This is a genomic window from Catellatospora sp. NPDC049111 (assembly GCF_040648615.1).
Taxonomy (GTDB): domain Bacteria; phylum Actinomycetota; class Actinomycetes; order Mycobacteriales; family Micromonosporaceae; genus Catellatospora; species Catellatospora aurea.
Genome location: NZ_JBEZEB010000002.1, coordinates 176,804 through 200,321, shown reverse-complemented (window position 1 = coordinate 200,321; position 23,518 = coordinate 176,804). Strand labels below are relative to the sequence as shown.

The window sequence follows — 23,518 nt, the reverse complement described above, 5'->3', positions numbered from 1 at the left end:
GCCTACCCACGGACCAGCTTCAGCACCTCGTCGCGCAGCTCCGACATCCGCTCCGGCGTCGCCGCCTCGACGTTGAGCCGCAGCAGCGGTTCGGTGTTGGAGGCGCGCAGGTTGACCCAGCTGCCGTCGGCGAAGGTCACGGTCAGGCCGTCCAGCTCGTCCTGTTTCTCGCCGGCGAAGTGCGCGCGCACCTGCGCCAGCTTCGCGTCCTGGTCCGCCACCACCGAGTTGATCTCACCCGAGGCGGTGTACCGCTCGAACTGCGCGCCCAGCTCCGACAGCGGTCCGGACTGCTCGCCCAGCGCGGCCAGCACGTGCATCGCGGCCAGCATGCCGGTGTCGGCGCCCCAGAAGTCGCGGAAGTAGTAGTGCGCCGAGTGCTCGCCACCGAAGACCGCGCCGGTGGTCGCCATCTCCGCCTTGATGAAGGAGTGGCCCACCCGCGTACGGACCGGGGTGCCGCCGTGCTCACGCACGATCTCCGGCACCGCCGCCGAGGTGATCAGGTTGTGGATGATCGTGGACCCGGGGTGCTTGGCCAGCTCCCGCGTCGCGACCAGCGCCGTCACCGCCGACGGGGAGACCGGCGCGCCGTCGGCGTCGACCACGAAGCAGCGGTCGGCGTCGCCGTCGAAGGCCAGGCCCAGGTCGGCCCCGTGCTCGCGCACCGCGGCCTGCAGGTCCACCAGGTTGGCCGGCTCCAGCGGGTTGGCCTCGTGGTTCGGGAACGAGCCGTCCAGCTCGAAGTACAGCGGCACGATCTCCAGCGGCAGCGGGTCGAGCACCGCGTCGCCCAGCACCGCGGGCACGGTGTACCCGCCCATGCCGTTGCCCGCGTCGACGACCACCTTCAGCGGCCGGATCCCGCGCAGGTCAACCAGCAGGCGCAGGTGCGCCGCGTAGTCGGCCAGCATCTCGCGCGTCTCGATCTCGCCCGCGGGAGCGGGCATCTCGGCCCGCGTGTCCAGCAGCTCCTGCGCCCGCTCGCGGATCGCGGCCAGGCCGCTGGCCTGCCCGACCGGCTTGGCCCCGGCGAAGCACAGCTTGATGCCGTTGTACTGGGCCGGGTTGTGGCTCGCCGTGAACATCGCCCCGGGCAGGTCGAGGATGCCGGACGCGTAGTACAGCAGGTCGGTCGAGCCGAGACCCGCGTTGATCACGTTGATCCCCTCGGCGCGTACGCCGTCGGTGAAGGCCTTGACCAGCGACGGACCGGAGTCGCGCATGTCGTGCGCGACCACGACGGTCCCGCGGTCTTCCCCCAGCGCCCGCAGCGTCTGCGCGAACGCCCGGCCCAGCGCACCGGCCACCGGCTCGTTCAGCTGGTCCGGCACGGTGCCGCGAACGTCGTACGCCTTGACGATCTGGGACAGGTCAGACACAACATCTCCTTAAGCCTCAGCTATCTGCTTCACCCTAACCACCGCACGTTACGTACCCCGTCCGGGCGCGCGCGTACACCGCGTGAACACTGCGCCCCGCCCACCCAAGATCGACGGACTTGCCTGGCAGCCGTGCGTATCTTGAACAACGATTCGACCAGGTGCCTGGCAAGTCGAACGATCAACGGCGCGAAACGCGCCCCGGGGCCGAGGCCGCCGGGGCGCGTTTCACGATCACTGTCGGTTGTGGCGCGATCGTCAGAGTTGCAGCCCGGTGAGGACGAGGACGCGGGGGTCGGTGTAGTCGTCCATGGCGCTGCGCAGGCCCTCGCGGCCGGTGCCGGAGCCCTTCACGCCGCCGTACGGCATCTGGTCGGCGCGGAACGACGGCACGTCACCGACGATCACGCCCCCGACCTGCAACGTCGCGTGCGCCGCGAACGCCGTCTGCAGGTTGCTCGTGAAAACACCCGCCTGCAGGCCGAACGCCGAGTCGTTGACCGCGGCGAACGCGGCCTCGTCGGAGTCCACCGTGGAGACCACGAGCACCGGCCCGAACACCTCGTCGCAGGCGACCTTGGCGTCGGCGGGCACGTCGGCCAGCACGGTGGGCGCGTAGGTGGCGCCATCGCGCGTGCCGCCGACGAGCACACGAGCACCGGCCGCGACGGCCTCGTCCACCCAGCTCTGCACCCGCTCCGCGGCCGCCTCGCTGATCATCGGCCCGACCTGCGTGTCGGCGGCGGCCGGGTCGCCGGTCTTCAGCGCCTGCACCGCCGAGACCAGCTTCGGCACGAACGCCGCGGCCTGGTCGCGGTGCACGATCACCCGCTGCACCGCGATGCAGCTCTGCCCCGCCTGGTAGTTGCTGAACAGGGCGATGCGCTGGGCCGCCCAGGCCAGGTCGGCGTAGTCGCCGCAGACCACCGCGGCGGCGTTGCCACCCAGTTCCAGCGTCACGTGCTTGTGCGGCACCGCGGCCTGGATCTGCGCGCCGACCGGCCCGGACCCGGTGAACGAGACCACGGGCAGCCGTGGGTCGGCGACCAGGGCGGCGGCGCGCTCGTTGGGCACCGGCACCACCGAGAACATGCCCGCCGGCAGGTCCGTCTCGGCCAGCAGTTCGCCGAGCAGCAGCGCGGACAGCGGAGTGGCCGGGGCGGGCTTGACGATGATCGGCGCGCCGACCGCGATCGCCGGAGCGACCTTGTGCGCGACCAGGTTCAGCGGAAAGTTGAACGGGCTGATGCCCAGCACCGGGCCCTTGGGGAAACGCCGCACGACAGCCATGCGCCCGGCCGCGGCGGGGTCGGTGTCCAGCCGCATCAGCTCGCCGGAGAAGCGGCGCGCCTCCTCGGCGGCCCAGCGGAACGTGGAGACCGCGCGGCCGAGTTCGGCCTTGGCCCACATGAGCGGCTTGCCGTTTTCGGCGCTGATGAGCGCGGCGACCTCGTCGCCCCGTTCGGCCAGCCGGCGGCTCACGTGGTCGAGCGCGGCGGCACGGGCCGCGGCCGGCAGCCGGGCCGCGTCCGGCGCGACCGCCGCTGCGGCCGCTACCGCGTTTTCGACCTGCTCAGGCGTAGCGTTGGCGGTCTGACCGACCACGCGCCCGTCGTAGGGATGGCGTACATCAACGAGATCATCACTGGTCTCCGGGGAACCGGCGATCCAGTACGGGGTCCGATCGGCCATACGCCCACCCTAACGCACGGAAACAGTTGCTCAAGACCCTTGCTCGACACGGATTTCGTCGCGAGGATAGCTCTATGCCACCGATGACAGAGAAACTTGCCAACTTCATCAACGGAAAGTACGTAGCTCCCGTCGACGGCGGCTACGCCGACCTCATCGACCCGTGCACCGGGGAAGTTCTCGCCCAGACGCCGGTCTCCGGCAAGCAGGACGTCGAGGACGCCATGGCCGCGGCGGCCGCCGCCTTCGAGACCTGGCGCGACACCACGCCCAGCGAGCGCCAGAAGGCTTTGCTGAAGATCGCCGACGCGGTCGAGGCCCGGGCCGACGAGCTGGTCGCCCTGGAGAGCCGCAACACCGGCAAGCCGCTGCACCTGACCGCGAGCGAGGAGCTGCCGCCCGCGATCGACCAGATCCGCTTCTTCGCCGGTGCCGCCCGGCTGCTGGAGGGCCGCTCGGCCGGCGAGTACATGGCGAACATGACCAGCTACGTGCGCCGCGAGCCGATCGGCGTCTGCGCGCAGGTCACGCCGTGGAACTACCCGCTGATGATGGCGGTGTGGAAGTTCGCGCCGGCGATCGCCGCGGGCAACACCGTGGTCCTCAAGCCGTCGGACACCACTCCGATGTCGACCCTGCTGCTGGCCGAGATCGCGGCCGAGTTCCTGCCGCCGGGCGTGCTCAACGTGGTCTGCGGCGACCGCGACACCGGCCGCGCCCTGGTCGCGCACCCGACCCCGGCCATGGTCTCCATCACCGGCTCCACCCGGGCCGGGTCCGAGGTCGCCGCGTCGGCCGCGCCCGCGCTCAAGCGCACCCACCTGGAGCTGGGCGGCAAGGCCCCGGTGATGGTGTTCGACGACGCCGACATCGCCGCGGCCGCCGAGGGCATCGCGATCGCCGGGTTCTTCAACGCGGGCCAGGACTGCACCGCGGCCACCCGGGTGCTGGTCACCGAGGGGGCGTACGACGCGTTCGTCGAGGCCCTCACCGAGCAGGCCCGCAGCCTCAAGACCGGCGCGGCCGACGACGAGGACGTGCTCTACGGCCCGCTCAACAACGCCAACCAGCTCGCCAAGGTCGCCGGCTTCATCGAGCGGCTGCCCGCGCACGCCCGGGTCACCACCGGCGGCGAGCGCGTCGGCGAGCGCGGCTACTTCTTCGCGCCGACCGTGGTCGCGGATTTGATCCAGGGCGACGAGATCGTCACCGACGAGGTGTTCGGGCCGGTCATCACGGTGCAGAAGGTCGCCGACGAGGCGGAGGCGCTGCGTTACGCCAACGACTGCCGGTACGGGCTGGCCTCCAGCGTGTGGACCGCCGACCACGGGCGGGCGATGCGGCTGAGCAAGCGCCTCGACTTCGGCTGCGTGTGGATCAACACCCACATCCCGCTGGTCGCCGAGATGCCGCACGGCGGCTTCAAGCAGTCCGGCTACGGCAAGGACCTGTCCGCGTACGGCCTGGAGGACTACACCCGGGTCAAGCACGTCATGCACAACATCGGAGAATGACCTTGAGCACGTCCTCTGAGATCCACGCCCGCCGCGTGGGCGCGGTGGCCCGCGGCGTCGGCTCGGTGCTGCCCTCCTACGTGGACCACGCGAGCGGCGGCACGCTGACCGACGTCGACGGGCGGGAGTGGATCGACTTCGCGGCCGGCATCGCCGTCACCAACGTCGGCAACAGCGCCCCCGCGGTCGTCGCCGCGGTGCGCGAGCAGGTCGAACGCTTCACCCACACCTGCTTCATGGTGACGCCGTACGAGTCGTACGTGTCGGTGTGCGAGCAGCTCAACGAGCTGACGCCCGGTGACTTCGAGAAGCGCTCGGCGCTGTTCAACTCCGGCGCCGAGGCCGTCGAGAACGCCGTGAAGATCGCCCGGTACGCCACCGGGCGGTCCGCGGTGATCGTGTTCGAGCACGGCTACCACGGCCGGACGAACCTGACGATGGCGCTGACCGCGAAGAACATGCCGTACAAGCACGGGTTCGGGCCGTTCGCGCCGGAGGTCTACCGAGCCCCGATGTCGTACCCGCTGCGCGACGGCCTCACCGGTGAGCAGGCCGCCGCCCGCGCCATCGACATGATCACGACGCAGGTCGGGGCGCAGAACGTGGCCGCGATCGTGATCGAGCCGATCCAGGGCGAGGGCGGGTTCGTGGTGCCCGCGTCCGGGTTCCTGCCCGCGCTGGCGTCCTGGGCGTCGGCGAACGGGGCGCTGTACGTCGCCGACGAGATCCAGACCGGCTTCTGCCGTACCGGCGACTGGTTCGCCTCCACGCACGAGCAGGTCGTCCCGGATCTGATCACCACGGCCAAGGGCATCGCGGGCGGCCTGCCCCTCGCGGCGGTCACCGGCCGGGCGGAGATCATGGACGCGGTGCACGTCGGCGGCCTCGGCGGCACGTACGGCGGCAACCCGCTCGCCTGCGCCGCCGCCCTGGCCTCCATCCAGACCATGCGCGACCTGGACCTCACCACGGCGGCCCGCCGCATCGGCACCGTGCTCACCGACCGCCTGTCCACCCTGGCCGACAAGTACCCGCAGATCGCCGAGGTCCGCGGCCGGGGCGCGATGATCGCCATCGAACTCGTCAAACCCGGCACTCTGGACCCCGACCCGATCCTCACCGGAGCGATCAACAAGGCCTGCCACGCCGCCGGCCTGCTCACCCTGACCTGCGGCACCTGGGGAAACGTCTTCCGTTTCCTCCCGCCCCTGGTCATCTCCGACGAAGACCTCGACCGCGGCCTCACCATCCTCGACCAGGCCTTCGCCACCACCACCTGAGAACAAAGGAAGGGCACCTTCTTAACGCTCCGCGTTATAGAAGGTGCCCTTATTAACGCCACACGCAGCTGACCAGGCCAAACCTGACCACCAGCCCGGCCGGCGTTAAGAAGGGCACCTTGCACAACGCATAGCGATGTGAAGGTGCCCTTCCTTTCAGAAAGGCCAGGTGGCGGACTCGCCGGACTCGATCAGGCCGATCATCGAGAAGGCGGCGTCGGTGAGGCCGCCGAAGGTGTGGCGCTTGGCGACCGACGGGGTGTGGCCAAGGCGGTAGCCCGCGAGGTTCCAGGTGTAGACCGGGGTCTGCGCCGGTACCGCGGCTGCCACGTCGGCGCTGCCGTGCCAATGGGCCTGCTCGTCGGTGAGGATCAGCACCCGGTCGTGGCCCGCGTGGTGCTTGCGGACCGCGTGCTCGGTCGCGGTGCCGCCGCCGAAGAACCAGCCGCCTTCCTTGAACCGCTGTACGGCCTTGAGCACCGACTCGCCCGGGCGCAGGTCGAACAGCTTGGTGTCGTTCGAGAACGACACCACCGTCGCGTCGGCCGCCCGTGCCGCCACCGCCAGGCCGAACATGGTCGCCGCGTCCCAGCAGCGCAGCGAGCCGTCGCGGCTGAACGGGCTGTCCATCGAGCCCGAGGTGTCGATCAGGATCAGCGTGCGGCCACCGAGCCGGGGCACGTTGCCCAGCGCGAACTGCAGCGCCTTCTCCAGCGGGTACGCCCAGCGCAGGCTCGGCGCCGCGTTGTACGCCGACAGGAAACGCATCGGCAGCACCCGCGACCGGTCCACCTCGTCCGGGTCGGACAGCTTCGCCGCCACCACGGCCGCGACCTCGTCGCCGACCCCGGCTTGGTCGAAGTTGCGCAGGTTGCGCAGCAGCGCCAGGTAGCCCATCGACGGGATCATCGCGGACCACGCCGCGGCGTCCAGCGCCCCCTGCCGCCAGCCCGCGAGCGCCTCCCACGTCATCCCCGCCGCGGCCAGCGTCTGAGCATCCAGCACGGCAGCCCGCTGCTCGACCGGCAGCGCCATCAGCTCCGCGCGGGCGCGCAGCACCGGCAGCGCCTCCGGGATCGGGTTGCCCCGCTGGTGGCGGCGGTCCAGCGCGTGCTGGAACAGCTCGCCCTGAGCCGCGTCGCGCGGGCTCGGGTGGGTCAGTTCCAGCACGTCAGCGAAGCGCAGCGCACGGCCGTCCGAGTCGTACTTGAGCAGGCTGCGCTCGTGGTAGAGGCGCACCGCCGCGTCGGCGATGCCGCGCTTGACCGGCTTGGGCAGCGCCCGGCCGTGCACCGACAGCCAGTACGCCAGCGCCTCACCGGGCTCGTCGGCCCGCTGCAGCGCCGCGTCCACCACCGCACGCGAACCGGGGATGCCGGCCGCGACCTGGGCCTTCGCGCCCTCCAGTGCGGCCACCACCGAGGCGCTGCGCAGGTTGGCCCCGAGCCGCAGCCACGGCACGAACCGCGCGAACCACTCCGGGTCCGCCACGGCGACCTTCGCCACCAGCTCACGGAACCGGGTGTCACGGTCGCCCGCGCTCTCGTAGAAGGTCTGCTCGCCGACCATGTTCGACACGGCCAGCAGGAACAGCTCCAACTTCGGCTCGCGGGCGAACCCGGGCGCGCCCTCGGCGGTCACCCCGGCCGGACGCTTCACCAGCGTCGACAGGTTGAACTTGGCCATGATGTCCCCTCCACCAGGGGTTTTCGGGCGCGCGAAACCCATCCGGGAGTACGGGAGGGGAGTCGCGCCTCCCGAGGTCGAAGCGGCCACGGACAGAGATCGGCTTGCGCCGTCTTCAATACCAGTGAAGTAGCCGTGGGCCTGCGCACCGGGAGGTGCGGAGATCAATGTAGGTGCGCGATCCCCTGGCGGGCAAAGGGTTTGTCGAGGGCCCCACACGTGCCATCGTGTTCCTCATGTCGGGCATCCGGATCTGGCTGGCCTCCGCCGTGGACGCCACCGCCCTGGCCCGGCACGCCACCGGCCAGGTGCTCGGCATCGACCCCGCGCAGATCGAGATCGGCCGCGAGCCGGCGGGCCGGCCCTATGTGATCGGCGCTCCCCGCCTGCACCTGGCCATCAGCCACACCCCGAACTTGGCGGCCGTCGCCGTCACCGATCTCGGCCCACTGGGCGTGGACGTGGAGCCGATCCGCCACCTGCCCGCAGCCGAACTGGCCCGGCGCTGGTTCTCCGCGCCGGAAGCAGACTGGGTCGCCCGCCACCCTGACGACTTTCTGCTGCTGTGGACCGCGAAGGAAGCCGTGGGCAAGGCTCTCGGCGTCGGGCTGCGCGGCGGCGGCCTACTCCGGCCCATGCCGTTGCCCCTCACCGCGAGGCTGACGGCGACACTGCCCGGCCTGCCCACCATGACTGTTGCGGCTTGGCGTCACCAGGGAACGGTGCTCGGCCTGGCCTGCGACGCGGCAACGGCGCTCGGTGCTTCTATTTCGGTCGCCTGCTGGAACGAGGAAGAAAACGCGGCACGCCCGAGATCGAGTCGGTGACGGCGTGGTGGTCCCGTCGCCGGGACCTGGCGCTCTGGGCCGCTGAGCTACCACCGTCCTGACGGACGGCGAGCGGGATTCGAACCCGCGACCTCCCCATTTGCAGTGGAGTAGCCGTTACCTGCGCACCGGGCGTGCCGTGTTCGTCTCCCGAGATCAAGGTCGGCGGCGGCGTAGCCATTGCTCTGCCATCTGAGCTACCGGACCCGAAGGCCTGGGCGGGGCTCGAACCCGCGACCCATGGAGGAAGAAGTATCCGCTGCCTGCGCACCGGGAGACGTAGGTCCAACCTAGATCCAGCCGTGCGCCGCGGCAACGGATTTCCGACCGGAGGACGCATCCCCTCGGCATTTCACATCATCTTTGATGTGCCCCACATCAAAGATGATGTGAACCCACACAGACAGTGGTGCCGGCGCGGCCCGAGATCGAGGTGGCGGCGGAGTCCCGTCTCCGGGAGCACTTCACAGGCCGCGAGGCCTCCATGGTGTATCCGTCACCAGCGCACCGGGCGCGCCGCGAAGATCACCTTAGGATCCCGCGGGCTTGCCTGCAACAGGGTTGGCCTCACCGTGTCCGCTGTCCCGTGTCACGATCCATTCATGGGGCTGCCCGGTGATGGCGGCGATCCGCTCGAAGTCGCTGTCGCAGTGCAGGACAGTCGCCCCGTGGGCTTCCGCGGTGGCGGCGACCAGCAGGTCCGGAATGCCGACGCTGCGGTGGTGCCCGCGTTGCGCCAGCAGCCGCATCACGTCGATCATTCGCCGCTGGGCCGCATCGGTGGTCTCCAACCAGACGACAGACTCGTACTCCCCGCGCATGGTGGTGAGTTCCGCGTGGTTGCGGGCGGAGAAGCACATCTCCGCGACGATCACCGGGCACAGGGCGATCTGGCCCTCCAGGAACCGGGTCATCATCGTCTGACGGGCGGCGTCGCTGTAACGCAGCTGCTCCCACGCCGACTTGTCGACGAGGTAGATCACCGCCAGGCTGCCTGGTCGACGTCGGTCTCGGCGAGACGATCCGCGGTGAGCAAAGCGACCTTCACGAACTGGGCCACCCGTGCCTGACGGCGCTGGGCGATCTCCCGCAACGCCCGGTTGACGGTCTCCACCTTGGTCGAGGTGCCCAGCTCCGCCATGACGAGTGCGAGCGCCTCCTCGTCGATGTCCACCAGCGTCTTCGCCATGACACGCTCCCGCAGCGTCGCGCCCGCTCGGGTATATCCCGACTCATCTCGGAGATATACCCGAGCGGACGCGGGGACAACGCGTCAGGCGGCGATCTGTTCGCGGGCCGCCTGGGTCACCGCCCGAAAGGGCTGCTGGTCACGCATGCCCCAGGGCGAGCCGTACGCGGTCAGCAGGTCCAGGAACGGCACCGGGTCGAGCGCCTCCGGGCCGAGCACCCCGGCGCCCTTCCACACGCCCTGCGCCAGCAGCTCCAGCGCGACGACGGGGTTCACCGCGGTCTGCCACACCACCGCCTGGTGGCCGTACTCGCGCATGGACCATTCGTTGTCGACGACGTGGTACAGGTACATCTCCTTGGCCCGGCCGTCGAGGCCCTTGCCCTTGACCCAGGTGCCGGCGCAGGTCTTGCCCTTCATCCGGGAGCCCAGCGTGGCGGGGTCGGGCAGCTGCGCGGCGAGCACGTCGCGCGGCGAGACCATGACCGTCGACTTGCCGCCGCCGATGGCGACCGGCCTGGTGGAGTCGAGGCCGAGCTTGTGCACGGTCTTCAGGATCTCGATGAACTCGGTGCCGAGGCCGTACTTGAAGGTGACCCGCTTCGCGTCGACCCAGCGCGGGATGAGCAGCACCTCCTCGTGCTCCACGTTGACGCACTCGACCGGGCCGATGCCCTCGGGGAAGTCGAACACCTCGGGTTCGCTGAACGGAGCCGTGGTGAACCAGCCGCGCTCGCGTTCCCAGATGATCGGCGGGTTGAGGCACTCCTCGATGGTGGTCCAGATGGAGAACGACGGGGCGAAGTCGAAGCCCTCGACGGTGATGTTGGAGCCGTCCCGCACGCCGATCTCGTCGATCTCGGAGAACAGGTGGTCGGCGGCGTACCGGGCGAAGATGTCGGACAGGCCGGGCTCGACGCCGATGCCGACGAGCGCGAGCCGGTCGGCCGCCTCCCAGGCGACGGCCTTGCCGAACTGCTCCTCGCCGAGCATCACGCCGGTCTTGGCGTACGGATCGGTGGGGTGCGGGTGGGACAGCGACATGGCCATGTCGAGGTAGTCCGCCCCGGCCGCGTACGCCCCGTCGAAGATCGGCATGACGAAGCGGGGGTCCACCGCGTTGAGCACGTGCGTGATCTCGTGTTCGCGGCACAGTTCGGCGACGTCGACGGCGCGGGAGGCGTCCAGGCGCGCCGCGACGAACCGGTCGTCCAGTCCGGAGACGGCCCGCCGGGCGCGCTCCAGGGAGTAGTCGGCGACCACCATGAGCTGGAAGAAGTCACGGCGAGCGGCGATGGCGGCTGCTGCACTGCCGACGCCACCAGCGCCGACCAGCAGGATACGCATAAAAATCCCTTCAACATCGTGGCGACGAATGCCACGAAACGACTTGATTCAGGTGTGTTTCCCACCGGTGGGACGGCGGGACAGGAGCGTCAGGAGTCGAAGCCCAGCCCGGCGTGGTCCAGCGTGCGCAACCACAGATTGCGGCGGCCCTGGTGCTCGTCGGCGCGCGCCAGTGACCAGCGGGTCAGCTGGATGCCGAGCGAGCGCAGCGGCTCCGGCGGCAGCGGCCAGGGCTTGGACCGTACGAAGTCCAGCCTGGTGCGCTCCGTGGACGCCCCTTCGAGGTGGTCGAGCATCACCTGCGCGCCGAAACGCGTCGCGCCGACGCCCAGTCCGGTGTAGCCGGCCGCGTAGGCCAGCCTGCCGCCGAAGGCGGTGCCGAAGAAGGCGCAGAAGCGGGTGCAGGTGTCGATCACCCCGCCCCAGCTGTGGGTGAACCGAAGTCCCTCCAGCTGCGGGAACGTGGTGAAGAAGTGCTCGGCCAGCCGGGTGAAGGTGTCCTGGCGCTGTTCGAGGGTCGGCGCGATCCGGTTGCCGAAGTGGTAGATCGCGTCGTAGCCGCCGAACAGGATCCGGTTGTCCGCGGTGAGCCGGTAGTAGTGGAACTGGTTCGCCGAATCGCCCAGCCCCTGCCGGTTACGCCAGCCCAGGTCACCGAGCTGGGCTGCGGTCAGCGGCTCGGTCATCAGGGCGTAGTCGTACACCGGGATCAGGTAGCGCTTGAGCTTGCGCACGAGCGGTCCGAAGGCGCTGGTCGCCAGCGCGACCCGGGCCGAGCGCACCTCGCCGTGCGGGGTGCGCAGCAGCAGGCCGTCGCGCCCGCTGCTCACCCCGAGCACCGGGGTGCCCTCGTAGATGCGCACGCCCAGGGTCAGGCACGCCTGCCGCAGGCCCCAGGCCAGCTTCGCCGGGTCGACCATGGCCACCCGGTCGCGGTCCCACCAGCCGCCCAGGTACGTGGGCGAGTCGACCTCGGCCCGTACCTGCTCGGCGTCGAACACCTCGGCGCGGTAACCCATCGACCGGGTCAGCTCCGCCGACTCGTGCAGCCAGTCCAGCTGGTACGCGGAGGTGGCGACCTCCAGCTCACCGGTGCGCTCGAAGTCGCAGTCGATGCCGTACCTGGCCAGCGTGTCCTCGATCTGGTCGAGGTTCTCCCGGCCGAGCCGTTCCAGCTCGGTGATCTCGTCCGGGAAGCGGTCCACCCCGTTGGCGAGCCCGTGCGTGAGGCTCGCGGAGCAGAATCCGCCGTTGCGTCCGGAGGCGGCGTGGCCGCACACCCCCGATTCGAGCACCACCACGTCGGTCGACGGGTCGCGCTCCTTGGCCAGCAGCGCCGTCCACAGGCCGCTGTAGCCGCCCCCGATGACTGCCAGCTGCGCGGTGGTCGCGCTGGTCAGCGGGGGCACGGGTGCCGGCCGGGAGGGCCGGTCCGTCCAGTACGGCGTCGGCGACGTGTCTGACAGCGCCGACGCCCACAGTTTTGATCCTTTGGCCCGCATGAGCCGATCTCCTCCTTCTACTACCGGGAAGCCGGTTTGCGGCTTCATTTCCCTATAAATCCCTAGACAAACGAAATGTCCAGGAATGCCAAACGACCGCCGAGCGGCTCCCACGAATCAGGCGTGGGGCCGGTCGGCGGCCGTCAGGAGATCTAGGACGTCGCGGCGCGGCGGGCGGAGCGGCGACGGGTGCGCAGCTGGCCCGCGATGACGAACGCGAACGAGATCAGGAACATCGCGGTGGCGATGGCGTTGACCTGCGGCGGGATGCCGCGCAGGTTCGAGCCCCAGATGAACATGGGGAAGGTGGTGTAGTCGCTGGTGCCGGTGACGAAGTTGGTGATGATGAAGTCGTCGAAGCTCAGCGAGAACGCCAGCAGGGCGGCGGCCACGATGCCGGGTAGCACGAGCGGCAGGATGACCAGACGGAACGCCTGCCACGGCGTCGCGTACAGGTCCATCGCCGCCTCCTGCAGCCTCGGATCAAGCCCGGCCAGCCGTGCCTTCACGGTGACCACCACGAACGATATGCAGAACATGACATGCGCGATGAGGATCGTCAAGAAGCCCATCGGAATCTGCAGCCCTATGAACAGGGTCAACAACGACGTTCCCATGACGATTTCCGGGGTGGCCATCGGCAGGAAGATCAGCGTGTTGGTGCTGCCCCGGCCGATGAACCGGTAGCGAACCAGGGCAAACGAGATCAAAGTACCCAGGATGGTCGCGATCACGGTCGCCGACAGGCCCACGTAGATGCTGCGCATCAGCGAGTCGCAGATGCCGGCCGCACCGCAGATGTCGGTCCAGTTGTTCCAGGTGAACTGGAACGTCTCCAGGTCCAGCACGTACGTCGTGTTGCGGCTGGCGGGCTGGTTGAACGACAGCAGCATGACCACGGCGATCGGCACGAACAGGTAGGCCAGCAGCACGAACCCGAGCAGCAGCACCCACTTCTCGGCGAGCCGGCGCCAGAACCCGTGCATCAGACCACCTCCTCCGTGCCCGCGGTGCTGACGTAGATCGTCACCAGCACCAGGATCGTCGCCATGAGCATCACCGACAGCGCGGACGCGATCGGGTAGTCGTTGACGATCAGGAAGCGCGACTGGATCACGCTGCCGATCATCTGCGTGTTCGGCCCGCCCAGCAGCTGCGCGTTCACGTAGTCACCGGCGGCCGGGATGAAGGTGAGCAGGGTGCCCGCGATGACGCCCGGCATGGACAGCGGCAGTGTCACGCGGAAGAAGCTGCGCACCGGCCCGTGGTAGAGGTCGCGCGCGGCCTCCAGCAGCCGTACGTCCAGCTTGTCGAGGCTGGCGTACAGCGGCAGCACCATGAACGGCAGGAAGTTGTAGACCAAGCCCGCGATCACCGCGAACTCGGTCGCCAGCAGCCGCCCGTCCGGTCCGAGCAGGTGCGCCCACTTCAGGAAGTCGACCACCGGCCCGCTGTCGGACAGGATCGCCTTCCACGAGTACGTGCGCACCAGGTAGCTGGTGAAGAACGGCGCGATCACGCCGACCAGCATCAGGCTCTTCCAGCGCCCGCCCTTGATCGCGATGGCGTACGCCAGCGGGTAGCCGAGCAGCACGCAGACCACCGTGGTGATCAGCGCGTACCAGAGTGAGCGCAGGAACTGGACGTGGAACATCTCCCACGCGTCGGCATAGTTCGAGAAGGCCCAGGCGAACGTGTAGCCGGTCTCCACCGAGCCGCTCGGGTCCCACAGGCTCGCCATGACCAGCTGGAACACCGGGTAGACGAAGAACACCGCGAGCCAGAGCAGACCGGGGGCCAGCAGGGCGTACGGGATCCACTTGCGCCGCCGCATCCCGGCCGGGGGTTCGACCGGGATCTCGGTGGCGGCGGCGGGGGTGCCCGACGCCGTGGGCAGCAGGGCGGCCACGTCAGCTCCCCACGAGGAACGAGTGGGCGGGCGACCAGTGCACCGCCACCTCGGTCCCGGGCAGCGCCGGGTTCGCGATGCCGGAGTTGGGCACGAACACCGTCAGCTCGCTGCCCCACGGGGCGCGGACCAGGTACTGCGTGGAGACGCCGGTGAAGGACGCGTCGGTGACGACGCCCCGCACCGCCGCGTGGCCCGAGGGCACCGTGTCCAGGCCGTCGGCCAGGTGCAGCTTCTCCGGGCGTACGCCCAGCAGAGCCGTGCCCGACGTGACCCGGCACCGGCCCGCCGGCACCGCCAGCCGGTTGCCGTGCGCGTCGACCGTGACGTGGCCGTCGGCCTGGCCGGTGACCTCCGCCTTGATCAGGTTGGACTGGCCGAGGAAGTTGGCCACGAACGCCGAGGCCGGGAACTCGTACATCTCGGCCGGCGCGCCCAGCTGCTCGATCCGCCCCGCCTGCATCACCGCGACCGTGTCGGCCATGGTCATGGCCTCCTCCTGGTCGTGCGTGACGTGCACGAAGGTGATGCCGACCTCGGTCTGGATGCGCTTGAGCTCGATCTGCATCTGGCGGCGCAACTTGAGGTCGAGCGCGCCGAGCGGCTCGTCGAGCAGCAGCACCTCGGGCTGGTTGACCAGGGCCCGGGCCAGCGCCACCCGCTGCTGCTGCCCGCCGGACAGCTGCGCCGGGCGGCGCGACCCGTACTGGCCCAGCTGGACCAGGTCGAGCATCTCGGCGACCTTGCGGCGGGTCTCCGCCCGGTTCTCGCCCTTGCGGCGCAGGCCGAACGCCACGTTGTCCTCGACGCTCATGTGCGGGAACAGCGCGTAGCTCTGGAACACCGTGTTGACCGGCCGTTTGTACGGGCGCATCCGGGTGATGTCCAGCCCGCCGAGCGTGATCCGCCCGGCGTTCGGCTCCTCCAGGCCGGCGACCATGCGCAGCGTGGTGGTCTTGCCGCAGCCCGACGCCCCGAGCAGCGCGAAGAACGAGCCGTCCGGAATGGTCAGGGTGAGGTCGTCGACGGCGGTGAAGCCGCCGAACGTCTTGGTGACGTTCTCGATGCAGAGGTCCTGGTCGGTCAACCTGTCACGCCCCGATCGCTGCCTGGAACTTGCCCTGGTACTCCTTCTCCTCAGCCTCGGTCAGCGGCTTGAAGATCTTGATCTTCGACTGCATCGCGGCGTCGGGGAAGATGAGCGGGTTCTGCGCGAGGTCCGGGTCGATCTTGACCATCTCCTCCTGCGCGCCCGCCACCGGGCAGACGTAGTTCACGAACGCGGCCAGCTCGGCGGCCACCTTCGGATCGTAGTAGTAGTCGATCAACGCCATCGCGTTCGCCGCGTGCGGCGAGGTGATCGGGATCAGCATGTTGTCCGACCAGAGCATCATGCCCTCGTCCGGCGTCACCAGCTTGATCTTGTCGTTCTCGAAGCCGAGCTGGATCACGTCGCCGGACCACGCGATACAGGCGGCGATGTCGCCCTTGGCCAGGTCCTGCACGTAGTCGTTGCCGGTGAAGCGGCGGATCTGGCCCGACGCCACGGCGGCCTTCAGCTTCTCCAGCGCCGCGTCGAAGTCGGCGGTGGTGAAGTTGCCCGGGTCCTTGCCGATCGACAGGAGCATGAAGCCCATCGTGTCGTGCATCTCGGTGAGGCAGGTGACCTTGCCCTTCAGGTCGGGGCGGGTCAGCAGCTCGTCGACCGTGCGCACCTCCTTGGTCACCGCGGTGTTCACGCCGATGCCGGTCAGGCCCGACTGCCACGGCGCGGCGTACTCCATGTTCGGGTCGAACTGGCGGCTGCGCAGGGACGGGGCCAGGTTCTTGCTGAACGTGGCGACCTTGTCGGCGTTGAACTTGGCGGCGAAGCCGTTGCGGATGAACGTCGCCGCCATCCAGTCGGTGAACACCACGAGGTCCCGGTCGATCGGCTGGCAGGCGGCGAGCTGCGTGCGGATCTTGCCGTAGAACTCGTTGTTGTCGTTGATGTCGGCGGTGTAGGTGACGTCGATGCCGGTCTTGGCTTTGAAGGCGACCAGCGTCGGGTGGACCTCGGGGTTCTTCTCGTCCTCGTCCATGTAGGCGGGCCAGTTCGAGAAGGCGATCTTGCGCTCGGTGGCCGACACGTCGGCGACGGTGCACAGCGGGCCGGCCGACGGGCCGGCGTTGCCGTTGCCGGTGCCCTTGGTGCCGCAGGCGGCCAGCGCACCGCCGGCCACCGCGAACGCCCCTCCGGCGAGAGCCCCGCGCAACACGGTCCGGCGCGACGGCATGGCCGCCAGCACTGCCTGAGCCTGCGGGGAGAGTGGTATGCGACGAGCCATCGAAGGTTCCTTCACTGCCAGAGGGGTGTACAGGCGCAGATATCACTTACTGACTGAAGACGGTGCGGTGCCACGGCTTCGCGGCGACCGCGGTGGTGTCGTACATGACGTGCTTGATCTGGGTGTACTCGTCGAACGAGTACGTGGACATGTCCTTTCCGAAGCCGGAGCGACGGTAACCCCCGTGTGGCATCTCGCTGATGATCGGGATGTGGTCGTTGACCCACACACATCCGGCGCGCAACTCACGCGTGCCCCGCAGCGACCGGTGCACGTCGCGCGTCCACACGCTCGCCGCCAGGCCGTACGGCGTGTCGTTGGCCAGCGCCACACCCTCATCATCGGCGTCGAACGGCAGCACGACCAGCACCGGGCCGAAGACCTCCTGCTGGACGATCTCGCTGTCCTGCGCGGCGTCGACGACCAGGGTGGGCGCGTAGTAGGCACCGTGCGCCAGACCCTCGGGCACCCGGCCACCCGCCACGATCTTGGCACCCGCCGCGCGGGCACGGTCGACGAACCCCGCCACCCGGTCGCGCTGGGCAAGGCTGATCAGCGGGCCGATGTCGGTCGCCGGGTCCAGCGGGTCCCCGGCGCGCACACCCTCGAACAGCTCCGCGACCCGGGCCACGAACCGGTCGTACAACGGGCGCTGCACGTACGCGCGGGTCGCCGCGGTGCAGTCCTGCCCTGAGTTGATCAGCGAACCGGCCACCGCGCCCTGCGCCGCGGCCTCCACGTCCGCGTCGTCGAACACCAGGAACGGAGCCTTGCCGCCCAGCTCCAGGTGCACCCGCTTCACCGCGCCCGCGGCCGTCGCGCCGATGCCCCGGCCCACCGCGGTCGAGCCGGTGAAGCTGACCATGTCCACCTCGGGGTGGGCGACCAGCGCCGCCCCGGCCACCGGGCCGCGCCCGGTGACCACGTTGACGACCCCGGCCGGGATGCCCGCGTCCAGGCAGGCCCGCGCGAACATCACGCTGGTCAGCGGGGTCAGCTCAGCGGGCTTGAGCACGATGGTGTTGCCCGCCGCGATGGCCGGCAGGATCTTCCAGGCCGCCATCTGCAGCGGGTAGTTCCACGGCGAGATCGAGCCGACCACGCCGATCGCCTCGCGCCGCACGTAGCTGGTGTGGTCGGCGGAGTACTCCCCCGCCGCCTTGCCCTGCAGGTCACGGGCTGCCCCGGCGAAGAAGGCGGTGTTGTCGATGGTCCCCGGCACGTCGAACTCTGTCGCCAGGCGCACCGGTTTGCCGGTCTGCGCCACCTCCGCGGCCACGAAATCCGCGGCCCGCTCGCTCAGCAGCCCGGCCAGGCGGTGCAGCGCGCCCGAGCGTTCGCCGGGCGTCGCGCCCGACCAGCCCGGGAAAGCAGCCCGCGCAGCCGCGACGGCGGCGTCCACATCTTCCTGACCAGCGAGTCCGTACTCGGCGACGGTGCTACCGTCGGCGGGGTTGACCACGGTGAACCGCTCACCCGACGTCCCATCGGCGAAACGCTCACCGATGACATTCGGCGAAAAGCCGTTCATATCGCCTCCCGCTGTCAGATGGTTAACAACCCGTGGCGCGACGATCGTGACATGACGTGCGCCACATGACAAGGGATTCCGTGGCGAATCTGGGGTGCGACTACGAATTCCGGCAGCCAACATCGCGAGTTGATGACGTTTCCGTTACAAGCCTGCCCACCAAGTGCCGGAATCGTCTGCCTCGTAGCGATACGATGCTCGGGCCGGATCATCTCCCTCGCGATCCCCCTCTGCGTACGCCCCAGGAGGCCTCATTGCCGACGCCCGCCGACTCCGCCGCACCACGCGCTGTCATCCGCCGACACCCTCAACTCAACCACGCCAACCACGCGCTCCTCGACGACATCGCGAAGCAGATCATCGAGCAGTTGCAGGAGGACGGCCGCAGACCGTACGCGACCATCGGCCGCGCGGTCGGCTTGAGCGAGGCGGCCGTGAGACAACGGGTACAGCGGCTCATCGACGCGGGCGTCATGCAGATCGTGGCGGTCACCGACCCGCTCCAGCTGGGGCTGGGCCGGCAGGCGATGATCGGCGTGAAGACCACGGGCGACCTGGACGGCATCGCCGACCGGATCTCCGAGATCGAGGAGGTCGACTACGTGGTGATCACCGCCGGGTCGTACGACCTGCTGCTGGAGGCGGTCTGCCGCAACGACGACCACCTGCTGGAGATCCTGCACGAGGTGCGCGCCGTGGACGGCGTGATCGGCGCCGAGGTCTTCGTCTACCTCAAACTCCGCAAGCAGACCTACTCCTGGGGCACCGCCTAGCCCCGCTTTACATGGACGATGGCCTATTACATCGAGTTTGATCTACAAATACTCGATGTAATAGGCCATCGTCTATGACAAACCGGGTGCGTCAGACGCCCATGACGGCGGAGAACTTCGCCTGGTACTCCTTCTCCTCGGCCTCGCCGAGCGGGGCGAACGCCTTCACGTCGGCGAGCATGGCGTCGTCGGGGAAGATCAGCTTGTTCTCGGCCAGTTCGGGGTCGATCTTGACCATCTCGTCCTGCGCGCCGGCGACGGGGCAGACGTAGTTGACCCACGCGGCCAGCTCCGCGGCGACCTTCGGGTCGTAGTAGTGGTCGAGCAGCGCCATCGCGTTGCTCGCGTGCGTCGCGGTCACCGGGATCACGGCAGCGTCGGACCAGATCAGCAGGCCTTCGTCCGGCGATACAAACTTGATCTTCTCGTCGTTGAGGCCCAGCTGCAGGGCGTCGCCGGACCAGGCGATGGCCGCGGCGACGTCGCCCTTGGCCAGGTCCTGGACGTACTCGTTGCCGGTGAAGCGGCGGATCTGCCCGGACTCGACGGCCTTGCGCAGCTTGTCCAGCGCGGCGTCGAAGTCCTCGGGCGTGAACGCCGCCGGGTTCTTGCCCAGCGACGCGATGAGCAGGCCCATCGTGTCCGGCATCTCCATCGGCACGCTCACCTTGCCCTTGAGGTCGGGGCGCGTGAGCAGCTCGTCGATGGTGCGCACCTCCTTGGCGACGCGGGTGTTGACCGCGAAGCCGGTCAGCCCGGACTGCCACGGCACCGCGAAGCGCAGCTCCTGGTCGTACGGGCGGGCCTTGAGCGAGGGCAGCAGGTTGCGCCGGTAGTTGGGCGTCTTGGCCGGGTCCAGCTCCTGCGCGAAGCCGTTGCGGATGAACTTGTTGACCATCCAGTCGGAGAACACCACGATGTCCCGGTCGATGGTCTGGCAGGCCGCGAGCTGCGCGCGGATCTTGCCGTAGTACTCGTTGTTGTCGTTGATGTCCTCGGTGTAGGACACGTCGACGCCGGTGCGCGCCTTGAAGGCGGCCAGCGTCGGGTGGCGCTTCTCGTCGTTCTCATCGACGTCCAGATACTGCACCCAGTTGCCGAACGACACCTTGCGCTCGCTCGCCGAGACGTCGGTGGCCTTGCACGCGGGCCGGGTCGACGCCCCCGCCTGGGGGGCCATGCCGCTGGGGCTGCACGCGGCCATGACCCCGCCGGTCGCGGCGAGCGCGCCGCCGGCCAGGGCGCCGCGCAGCACGCGCCGGCGCGAGGGGGTCGCGGTGGTGGCCGCGAGCAGGGCGCGGGCCGGAGCCGACAGAGGACGAGCGCGCAATCTAGGCACCTCTCGCTGGGCAGGCTGAGAGCCTGGAGGGGTAAAGGGGTGACCCGCAATTGTGCCTAAATCGACCCGGCGTCCGCCCGCTGAGGTGCGGCAGCTCACAAACCGCCCGTTACCGCCCAACGATGTCGGCCCGGTTGCCGACGTACTACGAAATCCGTAGCCGTCGCGCGAAAATACTACGGAGAGGGTTGCTGTATCTCGACTACGTGTGCGATAACCGTAGGCAACGCCGCAACGTACCGATGAGTGAGGCCTCACGATGGGCAAGGAAACCGACCACCTCTGGATGCACTTCACCCGCATGGCCGCCTACCGCGAGGGCAGCGTGCCGACGATCGTCCGCGGCGAGGGCACGTACGTCTGGGACAGCAACGGCAAGCGCTACCTCGACGGCCTCGCCGGCCTGTTCACGGTCAACGCCGGCCACGGCCGCGCCGAGCTCGCCGACGCCGCCGCCAAGCAGGCGCACGAGCTGGCCTACTTCCCGCTCTGGTCGTACGCCCACCCGAAGGCCATCGAGCTCGCCGACCGCATCGCCGAGCTGACCCCCGGCGATCTGAACCGCGTCTTCTTCACCACCGGCGGCTCCGAGGCCGTGGAGAGCGCGTGGAAGCTCGCCCGCTCCTACTTCAAGAAGGTCGGCCAGCCGCTGCGCCACAAGGTCGTCAGCCGCTACCTCGCCTACCACGGCACCTCGATGGGCGCGCTGTCCATCACCGGCGTGCCCGCGTTCCGGGCCGAGTTCGAGCCGCTGGTCCCCGGCGGCATCAAGGTGCCGAACACGAACTTCTACCGCGCCCCCGAGCACGGCGACGACTACGAGGCGTTCGGCGTGTGGGCGGCCGAGGAGATCGCCCGCGCGATCGAGCGCGAAGGCCCGGAGACCGTCGCCGCGGTGTTCCTGGAGCCGGTGCAGAACGCGGGCGGCTGCTTCCCCGCCCCGCCCGGCTACTTCCAGCGGGTACGCGAGATCTGCGACCGCTATGGCGTGCTGCTCGTGTCCGACGAGGTCATCTGCTCCTGGGGCCGGCTCGGCGAGTACTTCGGCGCCCAGTACTACGGCTACCAGCCCGACATCATCACCACCGCCAAGGGCATGACCTCGGGATACTCCCCACTCGGCGCGATGATCGCCAGTGACCGGCTGATCGAGCCGTTCCTGGCCGACGGGCAGATGTTCGCCCACGGCATCACCTTCGGCGGGCACCCGGTCAGCTGCGCGGTCGCACTGGCCAACCTGGACGTGTTCGAGCGTGAAGACCTGGTCGGGCACGTCCGCCAGAACGCGCCCGCGTTCCGGGCCACCCTGGAGAAGCTGTACGACCTGCCGATCGTCGGCGACGTGCGCGGCGAGGGCTACTTCTACGGCATCGAGCTGGTCAAGGACAAGGCCACCCGGGAGACGTTCAACGCCGAGGAGTCCGAGCGGCTGATCCGCGGTTTCCTGTCCACGGCGCTGTTCGACGCGGGCCTGTACTGCCGCGCCGACGACCGGGGCGACCCGGTTATCCAGCTCTCCCCGGCACTGACCGCGACCCAGCAGCAGTTCGACGAGATCGAGCAGATCCTGCGCGACGTGCTGACCCGGGCCTCGTCCCTGCTGTGACCTCCCTGTGGTTCGACACCGCGGGCGGGGCCGTCACGCCCCGCCCGCGCCTGCCCGGCGATCTGGATGTCGACGTGGCGATCGTGGGCGCGGGCTACACCGGCCTGTGGACGGCGTACTACCTGCGCCGGGCAGATCCCGGGCTGCGGATCGCGATCGTGGAGGCCGAGCAGGCCGGGTTCGGCGCATCCGGGCGCAACGGCGGCTGGTGCTCCGGGCTGCTGCCCACACCCCTGCCGAAGCTGGAGAAGCTGCACGGGCGGGGCGTGGCGATCGCGTTCCAGCAGGCAATGATCGACACCGTGGACGAGGTCGGCCGGGCCGCCGCCGCCGAAGGCATCGACTGCCACTGGGACAAGGGCGGCACGCTGGGGCTGGCCCGATCCGCGGCGCAGTGGCGCGGGGCTCGGGCGGAGGCGGAGCTGGCCGCGTCGTATGGGTTCGAGCTGCGGCTGCTCGACCAGGCCGAGGCGCTCGACCGGTGCGGCGCGACCGCGGTGCACGGGGCGACCTGGTCCCCGCACTGCGCGGCGGTGCAACCACTGCGGCTGGTTCGCGGGCTGGCAGCGACCGTCGAGCGGCTCGGCGTCGCGATCTACGAGCGGACCCGGGTGCTGGAGATCATGGCGGGCGCGCCGCACAACGCGGTCGGCGGGCACCGTGCCGCGCTGCGCACCGAGCACGGCACGGTGCGGGCCGACACGGTCGTCCGGGCCACTGAGGGCTACACGGCGAGCCTGCCCGGTCAACGGCGTGCCGTGGTGCCGATCTACTCGCTGATGATCGCCACCGAGCCGCTGCCGAAGTCCTTCTGGGACGAGGCGGGACTCGACCGGCGGGAGACCTTCACCGACCACCGCCGCCTGGTCATCTACGGCCAGCGCACCGCCGACGACCGGCTCGCCTTCGGCGGGCGCGGCGCGCCATACCACTACGGCTCGGCGATACGCCCGTCCTTCGACAACGAGCCGTCCGTACACCTCGCACTCCGGAACACCCTGGTCGAGCTGTTCCCGGCCCTGGGCGACGCGAAGATCACCCACGCCTGGGGCGGGCCGCTGGGCATCACCCGGGACTGGCACCCCTCGGTCGGCCTCGACCGGTCCACCGGCCTGGCCTGGGCGGGCGGCTACGTCGGCGACGGCGTCGCCGCCACCAACCTGGCCGGCCGCACCCTCGCCGACCTGATCACGGGCGTCGAGTCCTCGCTGACCGTCCTGCCCTGGGTCAATCACCGCTCCCCGCGCTGGGAACCCGAACCCCTGCGCTGGCTCGGCATCAACGCCGCCCTCCGCGCCGTCGTCGCCCTCGACCGCTTCGAAGGAAGGGCACCTTCTTAACGCTCCGCGTAATAGAAGGTGCCCTTCCTAACGCTCCGCTCGTCGCCGCGCTACGCATGATCGCTGTTTCGGGTCAGGATCTACGGTCTGATCTCACCTTTTGACCCAAAGCAGCGATCATGGCGGCAAAGCCGGACCCACTGCCTTCGGCATCCGGCACGTCCGAGCCGTGGACGTCGGTCGCGCCGTGGACGTCTACCCGCAGTCGCGCCCGACGAACGCCCTGCCAGCACCCCTTCCGACGTTAAGAAGGTGCCCTTCCTCTACGAATAGC

Annotated in this window: 19 protein-coding genes; 6 read left to right on the top strand and 13 right to left on the bottom strand. The window is 69.6% G+C overall.

Annotated elements, in window-relative coordinates:
* Positions 1-2: 2 nt before the first annotated feature.
* Together AB0B66_RS03475 and AB0B66_RS03470 are read right to left on the bottom strand one after the other, a co-directional pair.
* Positions 3-1,382: a phosphomannomutase/phosphoglucomutase gene (locus AB0B66_RS03475; RefSeq protein ID WP_360522244.1), complete on the bottom strand. Its 1,380-nt coding sequence runs from the start codon at positions 1,380-1,382 to the stop codon at positions 3-5.
* Positions 1,383-1,640: 258 nt separating this feature from the next.
* Complete coding sequence (locus AB0B66_RS03470) at positions 1,641-3,074, bottom strand: aldehyde dehydrogenase family protein (RefSeq protein ID WP_360522241.1); 1,434 nt, start codon at positions 3,072-3,074, stop codon at positions 1,641-1,643.
* A gap of 83 nt (positions 3,075-3,157) precedes the next feature.
* Here AB0B66_RS03470 and AB0B66_RS03465 point away from each other — a divergent pair, with 83 nt between their 5' ends.
* Positions 3,158-4,588 carry a gamma-aminobutyraldehyde dehydrogenase gene (locus AB0B66_RS03465; RefSeq protein ID WP_360522238.1) on the top strand — a complete coding sequence of 477 codons (1,431 nt, stop codon included), beginning with the start codon at positions 3,158-3,160 and terminating at the stop codon, positions 4,586-4,588.
* 2 nt (positions 4,589-4,590) lie between these two features.
* Positions 4,591-5,868, top strand: coding sequence for a 4-aminobutyrate--2-oxoglutarate transaminase (gabT, locus tag AB0B66_RS03460; RefSeq protein ID WP_360522235.1), 1,278 nt, complete (start codon positions 4,591-4,593; stop codon positions 5,866-5,868).
* A gap of 156 nt (positions 5,869-6,024) precedes the next feature.
* Here the strand turns inward: gabT and AB0B66_RS03455 are convergent, their stop codons facing one another.
* Positions 6,025-7,554, bottom strand: a complete 1,530-nt coding sequence (locus AB0B66_RS03455; RefSeq protein WP_360522232.1) for a TROVE domain-containing protein — start codon at positions 7,552-7,554, stop codon at positions 6,025-6,027.
* 236 nt (positions 7,555-7,790) lie between these two features.
* Here AB0B66_RS03455 and AB0B66_RS03450 point away from each other — a divergent pair, with 236 nt between their 5' ends.
* Positions 7,791-8,381, top strand: coding sequence for a 4'-phosphopantetheinyl transferase superfamily protein (locus tag AB0B66_RS03450; protein WP_360522229.1), 591 nt, complete (start codon positions 7,791-7,793; stop codon positions 8,379-8,381).
* A 530-nt stretch (positions 8,382-8,911) separates the two neighbouring features.
* Here AB0B66_RS03450 and AB0B66_RS03445 read toward each other — a convergent pair.
* The 9 genes from AB0B66_RS03445 to AB0B66_RS03405 all read right to left on the bottom strand — a co-directional run bounded on the left by AB0B66_RS03445 (position 8,912) and on the right by AB0B66_RS03405 (position 18,186).
* The gene (locus tag AB0B66_RS03445; protein ID WP_360522226.1) at positions 8,912-9,364 is read right to left on the bottom strand and encodes a PIN domain nuclease; all 453 of its coding nucleotides are present in this window, start codon (positions 9,362-9,364) and stop codon (positions 8,912-8,914) included.
* Positions 9,361-9,570 carry a type II toxin-antitoxin system VapB family antitoxin gene (locus AB0B66_RS03440; protein WP_360522223.1) on the bottom strand — a complete coding sequence of 70 codons (210 nt, stop codon included), beginning with the start codon at positions 9,568-9,570 and terminating at the stop codon, positions 9,361-9,363. The genes AB0B66_RS03445 and AB0B66_RS03440 overlap by 4 nt, the downstream gene beginning before the upstream one ends.
* 84 nt (positions 9,571-9,654) lie before the next feature.
* On the bottom strand, positions 9,655-10,917 hold the full coding sequence (locus tag AB0B66_RS03435; RefSeq protein WP_360522220.1) for a saccharopine dehydrogenase C-terminal domain-containing protein: 1,263 nt from the start codon (positions 10,915-10,917) through the stop codon (positions 9,655-9,657).
* 89 nt (positions 10,918-11,006) lie between these two features.
* Positions 11,007-12,419, bottom strand: coding sequence for an FAD-dependent oxidoreductase (locus AB0B66_RS03430; RefSeq protein WP_360522217.1), 1,413 nt, complete (start codon positions 12,417-12,419; stop codon positions 11,007-11,009).
* A gap of 152 nt (positions 12,420-12,571) precedes the next feature.
* Complete coding sequence (locus AB0B66_RS03425; protein WP_360522214.1) at positions 12,572-13,405, bottom strand: ABC transporter permease; 834 nt, start codon at positions 13,403-13,405, stop codon at positions 12,572-12,574.
* Positions 13,405-14,328 carry an ABC transporter permease gene (locus AB0B66_RS03420; RefSeq protein WP_360522211.1) on the bottom strand — a complete coding sequence of 308 codons (924 nt, stop codon included), beginning with the start codon at positions 14,326-14,328 and terminating at the stop codon, positions 13,405-13,407. The genes AB0B66_RS03425 and AB0B66_RS03420 overlap by 1 nt, the downstream gene beginning before the upstream one ends.
* Before the next feature lies 1 nt (position 14,329).
* Positions 14,330-15,415, bottom strand: a complete 1,086-nt coding sequence (locus AB0B66_RS03415; protein WP_360522208.1) for an ABC transporter ATP-binding protein — start codon at positions 15,413-15,415, stop codon at positions 14,330-14,332.
* 4 nt (positions 15,416-15,419) lie between these two features.
* Positions 15,420-16,655 (bottom strand): spermidine/putrescine ABC transporter substrate-binding protein, encoded by a 1,236-nt coding sequence (locus AB0B66_RS03410; RefSeq protein WP_360522205.1) that lies wholly within the window; start codon positions 16,653-16,655, stop codon positions 15,420-15,422.
* Between the two features lie 46 nt (positions 16,656-16,701).
* Entirely contained in the window at positions 16,702-18,186 is a 1,485-nt protein-coding gene (locus tag AB0B66_RS03405; protein WP_360522202.1) for a gamma-aminobutyraldehyde dehydrogenase, read from the bottom strand.
* A 293-nt stretch (positions 18,187-18,479) separates the two neighbouring features.
* Between AB0B66_RS03405 and AB0B66_RS03400 the strand changes: the two genes are divergently transcribed.
* Positions 18,480-18,959: an Lrp/AsnC family transcriptional regulator gene (locus AB0B66_RS03400; protein ID WP_360522928.1), complete on the top strand. Its 480-nt coding sequence runs from the start codon at positions 18,480-18,482 to the stop codon at positions 18,957-18,959.
* 91 nt (positions 18,960-19,050) lie between these two features.
* Here the strand turns inward: AB0B66_RS03400 and AB0B66_RS03395 are convergent, their stop codons facing one another.
* Positions 19,051-20,289 carry a spermidine/putrescine ABC transporter substrate-binding protein gene (locus AB0B66_RS03395; RefSeq protein ID WP_360522199.1) on the bottom strand — a complete coding sequence of 413 codons (1,239 nt, stop codon included), beginning with the start codon at positions 20,287-20,289 and terminating at the stop codon, positions 19,051-19,053.
* 268 nt (positions 20,290-20,557) lie between these two features.
* On the opposite strand from AB0B66_RS03395, the gene AB0B66_RS03390 reads away from it, so the two are divergent.
* On the top strand, positions 20,558-21,904 hold the full coding sequence (locus tag AB0B66_RS03390) for an aspartate aminotransferase family protein (protein WP_360522196.1): 1,347 nt from the start codon (positions 20,558-20,560) through the stop codon (positions 21,902-21,904).
* Positions 21,901-23,244 (top strand): FAD-dependent oxidoreductase, encoded by a 1,344-nt coding sequence (locus tag AB0B66_RS03385; RefSeq protein WP_360522193.1) that lies wholly within the window; start codon positions 21,901-21,903, stop codon positions 23,242-23,244. The genes AB0B66_RS03390 and AB0B66_RS03385 overlap by 4 nt, the downstream gene beginning before the upstream one ends.
* Positions 23,245-23,518: the final 274 nt, after the last annotated feature.

What these genes read in the sequence shown, in the direction of transcription:
- AB0B66_RS03470 (WP_360522241.1), bottom strand. Translation starts at nt 3,074, where the DNA reads ATGGCCGATCGGACCCCGTACTGGATCGCCGGTTCCCCGGAGACCAGT.
- AB0B66_RS03465 (WP_360522238.1), top strand. Translation starts at nt 3,158, where the DNA reads ATGACAGAGAAACTTGCCAACTTCATCAACGGAAAGTACGTAGCTCCC.
- AB0B66_RS03455 (WP_360522232.1), bottom strand. Translation starts at nt 7,554, where the DNA reads ATGGCCAAGTTCAACCTGTCGACGCTGGTGAAGCGTCCGGCCGGGGTG.
- AB0B66_RS03450 (WP_360522229.1), top strand. Translation starts at nt 7,791, where the DNA reads ATGTCGGGCATCCGGATCTGGCTGGCCTCCGCCGTGGACGCCACCGCC.
- AB0B66_RS03440 (WP_360522223.1), bottom strand. Translation starts at nt 9,570, where the DNA reads ATGGCGAAGACGCTGGTGGACATCGACGAGGAGGCGCTCGCACTCGTC.
- AB0B66_RS03435 (WP_360522220.1), bottom strand. Translation starts at nt 10,917, where the DNA reads ATGCGTATCCTGCTGGTCGGCGCTGGTGGCGTCGGCAGTGCAGCAGCC.
- AB0B66_RS03430 (WP_360522217.1), bottom strand. Translation starts at nt 12,419, where the DNA reads ATGCGGGCCAAAGGATCAAAACTGTGGGCGTCGGCGCTGTCAGACACG.
- AB0B66_RS03425 (WP_360522214.1), bottom strand. Translation starts at nt 13,405, where the DNA reads ATGCACGGGTTCTGGCGCCGGCTCGCCGAGAAGTGGGTGCTGCTGCTC.
- AB0B66_RS03410 (WP_360522205.1), bottom strand. Translation starts at nt 16,655, where the DNA reads ATGGCTCGTCGCATACCACTCTCCCCGCAGGCTCAGGCAGTGCTGGCG.
- AB0B66_RS03405 (WP_360522202.1), bottom strand. Translation starts at nt 18,186, where the DNA reads ATGAACGGCTTTTCGCCGAATGTCATCGGTGAGCGTTTCGCCGATGGG.
- AB0B66_RS03390 (WP_360522196.1), top strand. Translation starts at nt 20,558, where the DNA reads ATGGGCAAGGAAACCGACCACCTCTGGATGCACTTCACCCGCATGGCC.